This is a genomic window from Prevotella sp. P4-98, assembly GCF_002251405.1.
Classification (GTDB): domain Bacteria; phylum Bacteroidota; class Bacteroidia; order Bacteroidales; family Bacteroidaceae; genus Prevotella.
The window spans coordinates 1-13,941 of sequence record NZ_NPJC01000084.1 but is presented as its reverse complement, the minus strand read 5'-3'; the positions used below and the strand labels follow the sequence as shown (position 1 = coordinate 13,941).

The window sequence follows — 13,941 nt, the reverse complement described above, 5'->3', positions numbered from 1 at the left end:
TTCTAGAAAATGAAGGTCTTTTTTATGCTATCAAGCAATCGTTTGGCTTTCTCCTTAACATCGGGTGACGCTTCAGGATCATTCAGGATATGACTAAGAACTTCTTTAGCTTTAGACTTTTGACCATCATAAATATAAGCGGATACAAGGGCGAAAGATATTTGATCAACATAATCGTCTTCGACGTGAGCGTCCTCATCAATAGCATGATTATAATAATCTTCTAGCTTTACTATAGTTAATGACAGGTTTTCTTTCTTCCTAACGTTCTCAAAAAGAACACGGAGATCTTTCGCCACATATTCACCTTCTCCCCGGAAAATATCACCTGGCATATTAGACTCCGCAAACAGTACACCTTGTTCTGCATTATCCCGCAAAACCACAGAATTATGATAGTCAAATCCAATACCTGCCAGTATTAATATAACAGCGGCGGCAGAAGCTATTCGCTTACCCCATAATGGTATTATCCTAGAAGATGCAGCTGCGGGACAATGTTCTCTTTTTTCTATTTCCTTAATTATAGAGATTACATCTTCCTTGGAGATCTTTTTCGCATCTTCTATTGCTTTAGCGTCCCGTTCTTGTCGTTCTTTTATGCCCTTTGACAAGAAAGTTACAGCAGAAACCCTATCTCTGAAATCTTTGTCGGACTTTAATCTTTCTTCAAACGACTTCATCTCCTCCTCTGATAAATTGCCTACCAAATAGGAATCAATTAGCCTGTCATCATCTTCATCCTGAAGTTCCTTAAACAAGAACTTTACATCAGATACCGTTGTTTGCTTTGCCGCATCCAGAGCCTTGTTGTCAGCATTGTGAATCTTCAAAATTGCTTTAACAAGAAAAGCCTGGGCCAACACATTGGTACGCAAATCTGCATCAGACACTAACTTGTCCATGAAATCTGCTTCTTCTTCCTGACTCATCATGCCAGAAAGATAAAGCTCAATCATAGTTTCATCTTCCTCAGAGATAAGTTGCGTGTCACACATAAGGGACTTCTCTGACAAAAATAATTCCGCTTTTGAAGGATCTGTGTGGCTTAAAACGAACTGGACAGTATCATATAAGGAAGGATTTGAGCGCAAAGACTCAAATAGCTTAACTTTCTCTTCCTGGGACAGTTTTCCCTTGAAGTAAAAATCCAGAAGCTTTTCAATGTATTTATCTGTCAGCATAATTACAGGCCTTTCTTAAATGAATCATAGATGGACTTAAACTTGTCACGAAACTTACTCTTACAACGAGATGCCATCACCCTTACAACAGCGGCATTACTATAGCCGCATTCTTGTGCAATAACTTCTTGTTTCTTCTTAGGGGTACTATACATACCATATAGAATCTTGTCACACGGGGCAGGAAGGTCTTTGACAACCTCACAAACTCTATTTAGAAGTTCCTCTCTTTCGTCAGGTTCCTCAAACAAGGAGTTAAGCAATTGGTCAACCTTGTCTTGTTGAACAGGCTGACCCTCAAAATCGTCCTGATTATCATCACGAATGATGTCATCAGTAGGAAGTTGCCATGTTCTCTCTGGGTGACGGGTCTCATGCTCTGCCTTATTCCAACAGCATCTATACACATAATGGAATAAAGAACAAGTCAATCTAAAGTTCCCATCATGAGCTTTTTCTACTAATGCGATACAAACATCCTGAAAGATGTCACGTATTTGTTCGTCGCGCAACGATGGGTATGCTGCCCTGACTTTACTGATGATGTTAGGCTCACAATCATTATAATAATTATTGAGCTCTTGTCTGATAAAGTCAAGCAGTGCATTCTCAGTTAGAGAGTTTGACTGACTCTGTGGAATCATGCTAATCTTTTTGGCCATAACACTCGGAATTTAATGCAAAGTTACGAAATAACTATGAATAACTCGTGATATTTTGGCTTTTTATAATATATAAAGTCATAATTTGACTTTAATTAGCGCAAATCCGCATCAAAATGCTAGAAGAGAGAGAGTTTTATAAATGCAAATAAGCAAGAGACAACATTGTCATCTCCTGCTTTTCATAACAATATTGGAACACTTCAAGTCTAGTGTTACACTATGCCATATCTGTTCAAGATTACTGCTTCTTTGGATGTGTGACCTTAACGACTTTCTCCCGATTATCTATTTCGATTTTCCCAAGTCTACCAAACACACTCTGCCCCAAAAGCAGCGGAGCCTTCTGGCTCTTCACGACGGATGCTTTTACATCTGTCAACTCCAAGCCTCCGAAGTTTACATGCTTCAGGTTAATGACCGTTCCCTCGGAGATATTGCCATCAGCAGTTTGATAACGCGCTTTACCGACAACGTCATTGGGATGCAGATATCCATTCTTCATCATGAAGTTTGCCTCAACATCGGAAATACTAACATCGCTAGCACCTGTATCAAAGATGAAATGCAGAGGCAGACTATTAATCGTACACTCAATCATCATCATATTTCCGGACTTGTTGAAAGGGATTTCTGTAGTTTCCAGTTCTGCTTCACTGATGCTGTCATCAGCATTCAAGGCGTTTTTCTCTTTCAGGATCTGCTTGTATTTGCCTACGAGTTCCTTATACTCATTCATATCGCGAATTCCATCCAGGTCATCATCTTTCTCCAAATGGTTGATTTCATGGTATCCCTTTTCAAAAGACACCTTCAAATATTCGATGGAACGCTGGAGTTCTCCCATTCGAGACATCAGGCAAGCTGCATCATAGTAATTTCCTTCAGTCGGATACTTGTCTAGAATACGCTGCATATACGCCTCGGCACTATCTTTCTGACCAAGCATCTGATATGCGTACTGCCTGCAATTACCTTGTTCAAGGATTAATGTATCTTGGGCAACAACTGTCTGATAATCCTTCTTGGCTGCATCGACATTTCCTTTCGCCATGTACATATCACCTCTTCCCAGGTAAGCGTATGTATATCTTGGCTCTAATGTGATACAATAGGTATAATCCTTTATGGCACCATCTATATCTTGGGTATTGTCTTTGTAGAACCCTCGACGGTAATAGCCAAAATATGCTTCTGGATCAAAGCTGATGTATTTATCCATCATGGCTATCGCCTGCGAATAATCACCTGAGTAATAGTAATAATCAGCCTTTTCCCGATATAAATCGTTACGAGTAGAATCCATTGCAATGGCCATGTCGATATATTGGTGAGCCCTTGTATAATCACCTAACTCACCATAACACTCAGCAATATTCTCACATGTAAGAGAATGTGACTCCTTTTCCAATGATTTCTTGTAATTGACGATTGCATCTCGGAAATGATTGTGCCCCTGGTGCGCAACTCCAAGAAAATAATCCCAATCCGTTTCCTTCGTATCACTGGAGGCTTTGATATTCATCAAGACAATGATATTCTCATAGCATGTATCATTACATTCAACCATCATTGAGAACGCCCTGTCATTAGCGTCAATCTCCAAAGCCTTAACCAAATCCTGCGCGGCAGAACGGTAGTCTCCTTTACCAATAAAGCAATCGGCACGAAAGGCATATGGCTGAGAAAACTCTTCATCCAACTTCATCGCATAGTTGAATTTCTCAATGGCTGCATCATAGGATTTTTGAGCAAGAAGGTTTCTCCCAATGCCCATATAGCCAGCAGGTTGGCCTGGATCGTTAGAGATTAACTTTTCGAAATCCGCATTGGCTTTATCATATTCCTTCTCGTAGTAATAGAGGTCAGCACGCATGGCGACATAATCCATTTCCTTTGGATCCGCTTTAATAGCGAGACTAATTTCCGACAAAGCTTGTCTTTGTCATCCATATAGTAATACACCCTGGAGAGTGATTTATGAACGAAGCCAATGTAATAAGAATCCTTTTTGGGCAGGAGCTTAAGAGCCATCTGTCCGGCATCAACAGCATCACCAAGCTCTCTCTTGTTCATGTGGATTGAAAGGATCCATGACCACGCATATCCATTCTTGGGATTATCCTTTAGCTCAAGCAGAAGGTATCGCATGCCTTCCTCATATTCACCATTCGATACAGCCTCACAACCTCTTTGATAATTGTAGCTGTCAGGACGTTTAATGTCACCAGCCTTTGCTGTAACACAGACTAACAAGGCAATAAAAAATGTAAATAAAGCTCTAATTTTCACGACCGTATTCTTTTATGGTTTAACATTCATCGTAACATACAGACTATTTGAATAACTTAAGAACAACGCCAGCTACGGCTGCTCCTATTTTTCTCTCGATACCAGACTTAGTTGTTGGTATGCCGGTAGCACTGGTAAACCTCCTTTTGATTTTGGTAATGCCAAGTGCTCTTCTCCATGAGAAACTCACTCCAGGAATCTTTGTATTTGTCATACCGCCTATTCTTTAGTCAATATTCCAATACGCGTCTGGATCACCGTCAAACACATCATCTATGTCCTGGTCGCTCCAACCTTCTACATCCTGGGCATAACTGCCATTGTAGTTCTCATACGTTTTCTCTTCCTCGAAGTAATCGTAATCTTCGTCGTAATTCTCGTAATTTCTCATCTTCTTGTACTTTTTAATGAATACTATTTGATATCTGTTTCTATAGCTATATCCCTATTACTGTCAAAAGATAAACTCCCAGAGGCAATTTTTTGTAATTCTTCGACAAAAAGCTCATTACGTCTCTGTTCAAACTCATAATTCTTACATAGAACCACCTCAGCTGCTGCTAACCTACGAAGACTTTCATCGATTTTAATCATATCAAAGAAAGATCGTTCCTCGACATCGTTCATCAGGCCATGGAGGTATTTCCTAATCAAGCGTAACTGCTCTCTTTTATTATTCGCTTTTTTCATCCTCACTATATTATGTTATTTATATATCCCATTTGTTTTTCAAAAGTATACTCATAGAACACTATTGCGTACAAGCATCTTACCTTTTTCAAGCTTTTCCCAATTATCAATACTGTCCTTTGCAACAGATTCCTCGGCATTAATGATTGCCTGAATAATATCATGCTGTACTTTCTTCTCGGCATCGTGTCTTTGTGCCTGAAGATCCATCTCCAGTTGATTATCACCATGCAGCATCTTATAACAATAATCCTGATACTCCTGACTATGAAGGTACTTTTTCAGTTCCTCTTCTTGATGATAAACCCTCAGTTCATATTGACCGGCTTTTGACACGACCTTGACTATACTCGGAAGAAGTTCTATCACAAAGAACATGGCTCTGATAAACCACAGGAGAAACATAAAATCCTTATTAACAAACTCTTCTGTTTCATAAGTATACGTTTTTCCATCAGTTCCCATTCGCTCATGAGTAACCTTATGAGTCTTATATATTGCATGAGCCAGAACAGCATAGTATAATGTAAAGTTATTACCGTTTCTAAAACGCTCATCCGTCTTGTTTAAGGACTCTTCAGCCCTGGCCTGATAGCTGACGCTTGTTGAATCTACGCGCTGCTTCTCCTTGTCAGTTCTCGCGATAGTTTCCTTCGCAACTCTCAATGCATCTGACAATTGTGCAATCTCATTGTCAAGTTCTGATATACGTGCATTGACTTTTGAATTCCAAGCATTAATTTCGCTTGACATGACGCTCCTCTGGTGGCTTATCTGAGAACGTAAGCCTGGGATTCTATTCCGGCGATAGTCGGAGTTTGGAAGAGAATACAGTTCATTCAATTGACGTTGCAATCCATTTGCACTCGCCTGGGCATTATTATATGTAGTGGTATTAGGGTGATTAAGCATATTCACCTCTCTCTGCCTTTCGGACCTCTTGTTGTTAATCGACATCTCAATATCATCCTTCTTACTGGACTCCGTTTTCAGCAACTGGTTCAAAGACTCTGATTTCGAATCATATTCGGCAGCCTGTTGGGCATCAAAGCTATCATCATGCTGCTGTTTAAGCAAATCAGATTTATAGTTCTCTATGTCGTTTTGAATGAAACCATTGAAAACGAGAAGTTCCAAAGGAATCGACATGATACCTGCAACCAAAATCGCCAGAAAACCTCTGAATACAAGAGGCAGGACATAGTATGACTTTTTATATGGATCCTTTTTTAAGGTAACGACAAGACTTCTATCAATACTAAAGATAAGCAAAGACCAAAACAGGCCAAAAGCCAAAGTCCACAAGGTATCTTCCGTAAAATACCATGCAGCCGAAGAGCCTGCTGCGAAGCCTACTAAGGAAGTCATCAGAATGGTCATCCCTATGGCTTCATATTTCTTATAGTCGAGTGGACACAAAGATAACATCTCAATATCTGCTCCTGCGACGAACCACAGGAAACGTGTAAAAAAGCTTACTTCTCTAGTTGTTTTAGAATTACTCATCTGTCAATGTTTTACTATATTAATTTTATGAAATAGAGGTGTCTCCCCTACTTCATTATATCCCATTTTTATCTAAATTATAAACAAGTTATATGTTAAACAACCACTTTTTGATGACCCTGTATTCCACTTTTAGTCAATTAACTTTAGTCAACAGACTACAAATGCTCTTGAAACTAGAACTAACCCTTCCTTTCAATAAACCATACAGCCCTTTTTCTGACTTGTTCAGCTGTTCTAATCGTTTTGTCAGTAACTGGTCACGGCCATACATAACTGGCAAGGCGGGGCCAAGAATGTTAATCTCCGGAAGATGTTTAAGGCAAGTCAACTCCTGAATAGGAAATCTGGGTGCACCTTTTACTTGTACATGAATGATTTTCTGAGCCTGATAGCATTCGTTATAACAGGTTAGAATTATCTGGCTGTCTCTTACTAACCTGATTTCCTTATTTCGTAAAGAAGACACATCTTCAACTTTTCGATACTCATATCCATCATTCACAAAGAGTTCAATGTGAGTAGCACCGAAAACTTTCCAGCTTACATTCACACTTTGGCCTTCATAAACCTTTTGTTTAGAAACTTTAAGACTGTTGATATTGACAGGCTTCACTATGTGAATTTTAACGATTTCCGGCGAGACAGAATATCCCCCTTTAACAGCCGTAAGCGTATAAATTCTATCTTTAGAAGGATTAACTGTCAAGGATCCAGAGGCAGGAACACACCACTGATGAAAACCATCAGAAATAGCCACTACCGCATCAGGTTGACTCACATCCCAGAAAAGTCTGACCGATTCTCCACATTTGATGGAAGTCCTTTCTGCAGCAAATCTATTTACTTTCAATTTTACACTTGATGCACCATCATTGCTATATTCGATAGGAAGTTCCATCAGACCAAGTGCATATGCATAGGTATCAACAATGAAAGATACTAACGCACTATTAAGCCCTGTCTCAACTTCTATTCCATTACATATAATTGTTCTTGCATTTGGATCAAACGCCTCCTGGGATAAACGCATCAGGTCAAGAATCACATGACTACAACTGTCAAGCACAACAGTAAACGCATTCAAAATGGCAGGAGCAACGTGTCTTAATTGTGCAACCACATGAATCGAATCATGGGCGAGCAACGTATCTTTATATCCCGACAGTTTGATTTCCTCCCGAAGAATCTGGCCGACAGATAGCGTACTATCTGCGCCCATTCCTTCAAGAAAGAATTTCCCACACATCCTGCAACAGCAGAGTCCTGAAATGATTTCAGAATTAACTACTGCCTTTGCACGGCAAATCTTACACTTCTTCATTTACGAATCAAATGAGATTAATATTTTCCGGATGTTTGTCATCTCTTCAAAATCCTGCGTTATCTTCTTTTCGAGCGCTTGGATTTCTTTTTCGATTTCCCTGAACATTTCCTCTGCGACACACACTTCCCGGAGATGGTTCTCATAGGCTCTTTCATTTTCTGATGAGAGTTTTTCGAGGTTATCAAAAACTGAGATAACTTGATCAAGATTCTTTTTAGCATCCTCGTAAAGAAAGGTGGCGACATTGAAGTCCTCCTCGGCCTTCTTTTTATCTTCCTGAACCTTTTTCATTTTCCGATCAAGCTCTGAGCGTTTGTTTTCATAAACACCAGACTCTTGCTGAAGCTGCTTAGTTCTCTCCGTTACCTCTACACGTCTGCTTTCTGCCTCCTTCTTGTTACTCTCTTGTTCTTTTGAGTCGGTTTCCAAGGAATCCAACTTCCGTGAAAGGATGGCTTTACTTAATGGAAGTACCACATTGTCATCAAGCCAGAACGCGATGGAAATGTCATCATGACTTCCTTTTTCGCTTATGATAGGCATCATTTTTATAAGCTGTTCTGTCGCATAATCAACTCCGTTTTCTGCAACGACCCTTATCACAAGTCCATAGAATTCCGCCAATTTGTCCAAAGGCATATAGCTGTCATCCATACCATCGGATCCGATGAACAAGCAAGGACAGTCAGTGTTGCCATAACAATAGCGAAAACTTTCACTGCCCTCATGGCAAAGCGAAGTCGTAATGTTCAAAAAGCAACGGCTATCCCATGGTATAGGTTCATACCAAGTGCCATCAGCATGAAACGAAATGCATTTCCCATCACCTAACTGGAATGCCATCCAGTAATTGGGTGTCTTAACAGCTGCTATCAATGTACAGCCGTAAGCAACCACCTCACGCCCCTTCTCATAATATAACAAGTCCATCTTTTTCCCCTGCATGCCCGAATAGTTTAGCTCTTTGTCAAGAGGAACATTCTCGGCCCAGTCTTTCACGACTTTCTCACACCAGCGAAACTTTATATGCTCAAACAGCTGTCGGAATTCCCGCTCATACTCATCATGGGGCGTATAATCCTCATGGGTTGAATCCTTTACTCCCTGTATTCCCCTTTTTCTAAAGGTCTCTTCGGGAAGAATGGGATCAAAATCCTTTAGAAATTCGACCAGCCCTTCCTTAGCTGCTTCAACAGCGAACCTGGCACCGCGATCGCTTCGGAAGTGTTTGTCACTACCATGGCCATCACTAACGAGCAGGATGTCAGCCTTGTAATCTTCAAGATACAGGTGCTCACTCCAATCCTGCATTGGCTTGCCATTGTCATCATGGCTAGAACCTTTAATTGATTTTGAAAAGGTAATCATCTTCTCTACAACAACAATATTACTTGATTACACAATTGAGATTAATGCTTAGCTTTTTAAGAGACTCCTCCTTCATATTATAGACCTTCAACCTTCCTGAGAAATATGAACTTAGAGTAACTGGTACTCGATTTGAAGAACTGTCTAACATGACAACGTGACAATCATTATCCAATATGTGATTCTGATTTCCATAACTGTCTGTTGTATAACCTTTAGTCAAGAGGAGAATTTTATCATCTTGTGATATCAAATTATTACATAGGGATAATGCATCAGAGAGGTTACACATTCCACCTATCGTAAATTCTTCAGGTAACTGGAACTCTTCAATAGCCAACGGTTGTTCAGTCAACAGACTAGCTGTGTTGCCAAATGTTATCAGCGAAATCTTCAAGCCACTCAACATGAGTTGGCTCAATACATACTGTTGAAGTACGTTCCGAGCCGACTCAATGGTAGCTCCACGCATGCAGTTGCTTACATCAAGAAGAACCCATAACGTGGTTGTATTTTCTTGTCCCTCTGTAGTCATTGGACTTAATCCCATATATCAGGTTGAGGTTTCTGATGATTGGCATTCTCAGCACCAGGTGTTTCCTTCACGGCATCGTCAACCATCTCACTAATCTCGTCAGATTTGGTCTTCTCACCCACCGATGTGCTGTTCGAACCAATCTTACTTACAGTACAGCTCACCAAACGGATTACGCTTTTCAAGGCATCCAAATTATGAACGGTAATAACCAGTTCATCTTTATTGTCAGCGAACTCGTTTAAGACGGTCTTATCGGCATCGTCACCAACAGCTATAGCGACCTTTGTGGCCACCTGGAACCACTTGTTGGATTGCAGATCCTTCAAGGCATTCTTCCAAGCATCAGTAGGACGACCATCGGAAAGAAGGATAACTGCCGGTGCGTAATGACCTGTGTCAGAAGCAAGGTCACTATTGCGACTCATATGCGCACGCAGTTCCTTGAATGCAGCTCCCAGATCTGTTACGCCTCCAGCCTGAATATCCTGCCACTTGAAATCATTGGCTAGAACGGGCTGAGGATATTTCCACTGACAGCCACTACTGAACTCTAGACAAGCGACCTTAATTTGAGCATTGTCCTTATTGCTCTCGTCAATATCGGCAATGGTTCTCATAATATCTGGCATCACCTGGTTAATAGACTCGATCTTGTTGCCTCTCATTGAACCTGAGCAGTCAATCAAATAAAACAGATTCATCTGTCTGCGAGCGCATGGCTTTACGCTCTCGAAGGGATTTAAATTCTCCATCTTCATCTTTTTTGTTAAATTAATTAGTGAATAATAACTTCTGCAGTTGTACGATTATTAAATCTTATTTTCATACCGTCACGCAAAGGCATGATGTCATCCTTCGCCAGCTCATTAAGACGTCCGGAAGCAGTGAAAACCATCCAGTTGTTATCGGAACGGTTTTGCAGACCCAATTCTGTCCTGCCATCAGCTTTGCGTACACGAGCAACACCGACAGTCTCATCGGAATCGTCTAAATACAGTTTCTTGTGACGTGTTAATACATACTCTGTTCCATCTCCAAATTTCAACAACGCACCTATTTCTACAGGTTTTCCACAGAGTGGACACGTCAACGTTGAATTGATATCATCAACCATAAAGTCATGGTCTGTTCCTTTTGATTCAGGACACACAATCAGCTTGCGGCGAAGCTCAACGAAGAGATTCTTCCACTCACGATCGGTCATGCGACTCTCTGGGTGAAGGACACTTTCCTTGCCCAAAGCCTTTTGGAATGCTTCCTTAAGGCTTTGAGGACACCAGCCCCAACGCAAATGGGCATTATAGTGAATCTGGGGATGAGGACGGTTAGAGTTGTCTTCACGGTCCCAAGCAAAAATGGCGCCTTCACCATAGATGTTTCGTTCCACTTCATCAGTAAGACAAACATATTTCAATGTTGTCATTCCTTCAAAAGGATGGTCGAGCATGAAAAGGCGATACAGAACTATTGCTAAAGAGAAGACATCACTTTGGATGTTCGGTACACCTCCGTTAACGACCTCAGCTGCCATATACCGGCTTTTGCCTTTGATTCCTGACTCTGTACGATTTGCTGCAACATTGTCGTTGTCGCAAATTAGCAGATCTCCGTTTTCAGGATTGATAAAGAAATTACCTTCATTCAGGTCCTGATAGCTATAACCAGAAAGGTGCAGTCTCAGGAAACCATTGCAGATGTTGATGGCTGCATGAAGAACACTATCATAATTCTTGAATCGGACCTTGGCCGTGAAGAAATCTCCAAGTTCATAATATCCTTTCGGACGGAGATGCATAACATATCCGAAACTCTCGTTTTGACGCTCGGTTATTCGAAGCGGCCACAGGAAGTTGGATGATGGTGGCGTACTATTGACATTACGCTGAAGGTTACGATAGAACAAATCGCCTTCATCCTTCAGATACCATTTGAGTGCTTCGTCTTTACCGTTGTAGTCAACTTGGTAAACAATACCTTGTCCACCTCTTCCTAATTCCTTTTTTATCGTGACCTTTCCACCTCCTTGAAGTGAAATGGTCTCACCAGTTCTTAACTCTGACATTTTTTTCTATTGTATATCAAATTAATAATCTCCAGCCTTAATGTCATCAAATTCATCTGCGCTCATACCGATTTCACCTGTATGGCCACAGTGATGGCAACTGAATAAAACTTCTTCCTCATCCCAACAAGAAAGCTTTCCGCATTTTCCGCAATGAACAAAACCTTTCCCACCGCAATAAGGGCATCCCGGGTATTCTGGGTCAATTACGACTCGTCCCGAAATAGTCTCTTCTCCAAAATTCTCTCGCACAGCTTCATCCTCTGGGAGTTCAAAAGCCCAGTTCATGTGCCAGCCGTCATTCCTTCTTTCAGCTCTAATGCCATACATTTTACCTGTATGCTGGCATTTTGCTGGTACTATTACTACGTTATTTCTTCTCATTGCAATTATTTTTAAGTTTCTATAAGCATATCCCTGTGTCCTCAAAAAGATAAACACCCAAGAACATTTATTTTATATTTTTATTCTTCTGATTCCTCTGAATAAGAATCCCTCTTCATAAAAAAAGCAAACATCATTTCCTTCCTACTCTAGTTTTCCCCTTCTTCTGCCTATATCTCGTCAGCTATCAATTGATAACTCGGCTTAGAATTTCCTTGTATACTATAGCCATTATTCAGGCTAACCCACAGGCTGATAGCACTCGCTTACCTGTCAATGAACTTTCTGCGTTCTGCATACATCCTATTGTCAGCAAAATGATACGTTACCTTCACGCTGTGTACTTCTCCGTCCGATGGCCATAACGTGTATTTACCGAGCGTTGGACTATCGGGCATCCTCCATTTCATATCTGTCACTGAATTGTTCTTATTCCGACTTCCTCATTGATGATTTTTCCGGGCGAAGCGAGTCACACTTACTTTTTCCGTCGCAAAGTTAGTGCAAGCCGTATTCAGCAAGTACCAGGTGCCTTATTCCCTGAATTTTTTCAAAAACTTTTTGCTGTCTGTCCCAGCCAATAAAAACTTTTCTGGCCCAAGGGTGAAATAATTCGGTAATTCCTTGCATTCCCATACTTCCCTTGCCAACTCTGATAGCAACGTAAAAAATAAATGTTTCACTTCTAAAAATTCAAAACAATGAAAAAGATCGAGAACAATTTCGCAGTAACAGGTTTCGTAGGTAAGGATGCAGAAATCCGTCAGTTCACAACCGCTTCAGTAGCACGTTTCTCACTGGCTATCGGCCGTAACGAGAAGAACGGCGAAGAGAACAACCGCGTATCGGCTTTCGTCAACGTGGAAGCATGGCGTAAGAACGAGAACGCCGAGTCATTCGACAAGCTCACCAAGGGTGCAATGCTCACCGTGGAAGGTTACTTCAAGCCTGAGGAATGGAGCGATCAAGAAGGTGTCAAGCATCAGCGAGTGTTGCTGGTAGCCACCAAGTTCTATGAGACTCCCGACAAGGAGGAAGAAGCTCCTGCGGAGGAGAAGAAAACTTCAAAGAAGAAGGCCAAGTGAGCCTTCTTCTTCCCTCTGCAATGCAGATTTCCTGATTAAAGGGAAAAGAAAAGAGTTAGATTTCATTCGATTATTCACCATCATACATTTTAGATTATGCTTTACACGCACACTATCGGACGCATCGGCAAGGATTGCCAAGTCATCACAGGAACGCACGGAACATTCATGGCGGTTGACATAGCCGTTGATGATTACTCCAAAGGTCAGAACATCACTACATGGGTAAGGGTACGCAGCAGCAGGGAGAAGCATGTCCGTCTGGCTGAATATCTCACCAAGGGAAGGCTCATTCTCGTGGAGGGAACTATCTCCACATCCCAGTGGAAAGACCGCCAAGGCGAGAGCCACACACAAATCTCCATCAATGCGGACAGCATCGCTTTCGTCAATGCAGGGAAGAAAGAGGAGCAGAACGACAACCCGAAGAAGGCTGCCAAGAAAGGGGCAAAGGCGAAGAACACACCCCAGCCACCGCAGGACGCTCCAGCACCTGACGAGAGGGACATGCCATTCTAACGAAGAAAGGAGGATGCAATGAGATACGCAAGGCTATTTGTTCCCTATCGTGGATATTGGGACATCAGCGTGGATTTGGATAGCATAGACGGTGGCTATCATGGCTATCAGTACACCTGCATTGTATTAGGCAGTGGAGCAGAAATAACCTGCTATAAGGATGAATTTGAATTTGTAGACTAATAAAGGTCAGTAATTACCCCAATTCGGGATAAAATAGCGATTAGTTGCATGTGAAGACAGATACGTGAATTCTCTTCCCATACCATCAGACATGGGCTATATATAAAGAATCGAAAGAGATTATTCTGTCCTTAGAACAAT

The 13,941-nt window shown here is 41.3% G+C and carries 14 protein-coding genes; 3 read left to right on the top strand and 11 right to left on the bottom strand.

Annotation, left to right across the window (positions count from 1 at the left end; genetic code table 11):
* Nucleotides 1-2: 2 nt before the first annotated feature.
* From CIK96_RS12685 to CIK96_RS12630, 11 genes are all read right to left on the bottom strand, one after another.
* Complete coding sequence (locus CIK96_RS12685; RefSeq protein ID WP_094440798.1) at nt 3-1,184, bottom strand: hypothetical protein; 1,182 nt, start codon at nt 1,182-1,184, stop codon at nt 3-5.
* A 2-nt stretch (nt 1,185-1,186) separates the two neighbouring features.
* A complete protein-coding gene (locus CIK96_RS12680) occupies nt 1,187-1,846 on the bottom strand; it encodes a sigma-70 family RNA polymerase sigma factor (protein ID WP_094440797.1) in 660 nt (219 codons plus the stop codon).
* 241 nt (nt 1,847-2,087) lie between these two features.
* Nucleotides 2,088-3,737, bottom strand: coding sequence for a tetratricopeptide repeat protein (locus CIK96_RS12675; protein WP_094440796.1), 1,650 nt, complete (start codon nt 3,735-3,737; stop codon nt 2,088-2,090).
* A 627-nt stretch (nt 3,738-4,364) separates the two neighbouring features.
* Complete coding sequence (locus CIK96_RS12670) at nt 4,365-4,529, bottom strand: hypothetical protein (protein WP_254047141.1); 165 nt, start codon at nt 4,527-4,529, stop codon at nt 4,365-4,367.
* Between the two features lie 23 nt (nt 4,530-4,552).
* A complete protein-coding gene (locus tag CIK96_RS12665; RefSeq protein WP_144007536.1) occupies nt 4,553-4,828 on the bottom strand; it encodes a hypothetical protein in 276 nt (91 codons plus the stop codon).
* A gap of 51 nt (nt 4,829-4,879) precedes the next feature.
* Nucleotides 4,880-6,334 (bottom strand): DUF4407 domain-containing protein, encoded by a 1,455-nt coding sequence (locus tag CIK96_RS12660; RefSeq protein ID WP_094440794.1) that lies wholly within the window; start codon nt 6,332-6,334, stop codon nt 4,880-4,882.
* A gap of 136 nt (nt 6,335-6,470) precedes the next feature.
* Nucleotides 6,471-7,658, bottom strand: a complete 1,188-nt coding sequence (locus tag CIK96_RS12655) for a hypothetical protein (protein WP_144007535.1) — start codon at nt 7,656-7,658, stop codon at nt 6,471-6,473.
* On the bottom strand, nt 7,659-9,029 hold the full coding sequence (locus CIK96_RS12650) for a protein phosphatase 2C domain-containing protein (RefSeq protein WP_094440792.1): 1,371 nt from the start codon (nt 9,027-9,029) through the stop codon (nt 7,659-7,661). It lies immediately after the preceding gene.
* Between the two features lie 540 nt (nt 9,030-9,569).
* Nucleotides 9,570-10,319 (bottom strand): VWA domain-containing protein, encoded by a 750-nt coding sequence (locus tag CIK96_RS12640; protein ID WP_022149277.1) that lies wholly within the window; start codon nt 10,317-10,319, stop codon nt 9,570-9,572.
* A 23-nt stretch (nt 10,320-10,342) separates the two neighbouring features.
* Complete coding sequence (locus tag CIK96_RS12635) at nt 10,343-11,629, bottom strand: serine/threonine-protein kinase (protein WP_094440790.1); 1,287 nt, start codon at nt 11,627-11,629, stop codon at nt 10,343-10,345.
* Nucleotides 11,630-11,650: 21 nt separating this feature from the next.
* Nucleotides 11,651-12,013, bottom strand: coding sequence for a TerY-C metal binding domain-containing protein (locus CIK96_RS12630; protein ID WP_094440789.1), 363 nt, complete (start codon nt 12,011-12,013; stop codon nt 11,651-11,653).
* A gap of 701 nt (nt 12,014-12,714) precedes the next feature.
* Between CIK96_RS12630 and CIK96_RS12625 the strand changes: the two genes are divergently transcribed.
* The 3 genes from CIK96_RS12625 to CIK96_RS13305 all read left to right on the top strand — a co-directional run bounded on the left by CIK96_RS12625 (nt 12,715) and on the right by CIK96_RS13305 (nt 13,800).
* Nucleotides 12,715-13,098, top strand: coding sequence for a single-stranded DNA-binding protein (locus tag CIK96_RS12625; RefSeq protein ID WP_094422156.1), 384 nt, complete (start codon nt 12,715-12,717; stop codon nt 13,096-13,098).
* A gap of 96 nt (nt 13,099-13,194) precedes the next feature.
* Nucleotides 13,195-13,617, top strand: coding sequence for a single-stranded DNA-binding protein (locus CIK96_RS12620; RefSeq protein ID WP_094440788.1), 423 nt, complete (start codon nt 13,195-13,197; stop codon nt 13,615-13,617).
* Between the two features lie 18 nt (nt 13,618-13,635).
* Nucleotides 13,636-13,800 carry a hypothetical protein gene (locus CIK96_RS13305; protein ID WP_158214875.1) on the top strand — a complete coding sequence of 55 codons (165 nt, stop codon included), beginning with the start codon at nt 13,636-13,638 and terminating at the stop codon, nt 13,798-13,800.
* The last annotated feature ends 141 nt before the right edge of the window (nt 13,801-13,941 follow it).

Excerpts from the sequence above, each read along its gene's own strand:
- CIK96_RS12685 (WP_094440798.1), bottom strand. The coding sequence starts at position 1,184 with ATGCTGACAGATAAATACATTGAAAAGCTTCTGGATTTTTACTTCAAG.
- CIK96_RS12680 (WP_094440797.1), bottom strand. The coding sequence starts at position 1,846 with ATGGCCAAAAAGATTAGCATGATTCCACAGAGTCAGTCAAACTCTCTA.
- CIK96_RS12675 (WP_094440796.1), bottom strand. The coding sequence starts at position 3,737 with ATGGATTATGTCGCCATGCGTGCTGACCTCTATTACTACGAGAAGGAA.
- CIK96_RS12670 (WP_254047141.1), bottom strand. The coding sequence starts at position 4,529 with ATGAGAAATTACGAGAATTACGACGAAGATTACGATTACTTCGAGGAA.
- CIK96_RS12665 (WP_144007536.1), bottom strand. The coding sequence starts at position 4,828 with ATGAAAAAAGCGAATAATAAAAGAGAGCAGTTACGCTTGATTAGGAAA.
- CIK96_RS12660 (WP_094440794.1), bottom strand. The coding sequence starts at position 6,334 with ATGAGTAATTCTAAAACAACTAGAGAAGTAAGCTTTTTTACACGTTTC.
- CIK96_RS12655 (WP_144007535.1), bottom strand. The coding sequence starts at position 7,658 with ATGAAGAAGTGTAAGATTTGCCGTGCAAAGGCAGTAGTTAATTCTGAA.
- CIK96_RS12650 (WP_094440792.1), bottom strand. The coding sequence starts at position 9,029 with ATGATTACCTTTTCAAAATCAATTAAAGGTTCTAGCCATGATGACAAT.
- CIK96_RS12640 (WP_022149277.1), bottom strand. The coding sequence starts at position 10,319 with ATGGAGAATTTAAATCCCTTCGAGAGCGTAAAGCCATGCGCTCGCAGA.
- CIK96_RS12635 (WP_094440790.1), bottom strand. The coding sequence starts at position 11,629 with ATGTCAGAGTTAAGAACTGGTGAGACCATTTCACTTCAAGGAGGTGGA.
- CIK96_RS12630 (WP_094440789.1), bottom strand. The coding sequence starts at position 12,013 with ATGAGAAGAAATAACGTAGTAATAGTACCAGCAAAATGCCAGCATACA.
- CIK96_RS12625 (WP_094422156.1), top strand. The coding sequence starts at position 12,715 with ATGAAAAAGATCGAGAACAATTTCGCAGTAACAGGTTTCGTAGGTAAG.
- CIK96_RS12620 (WP_094440788.1), top strand. The coding sequence starts at position 13,195 with ATGCTTTACACGCACACTATCGGACGCATCGGCAAGGATTGCCAAGTC.
- CIK96_RS13305 (WP_158214875.1), top strand. The coding sequence starts at position 13,636 with ATGAGATACGCAAGGCTATTTGTTCCCTATCGTGGATATTGGGACATC.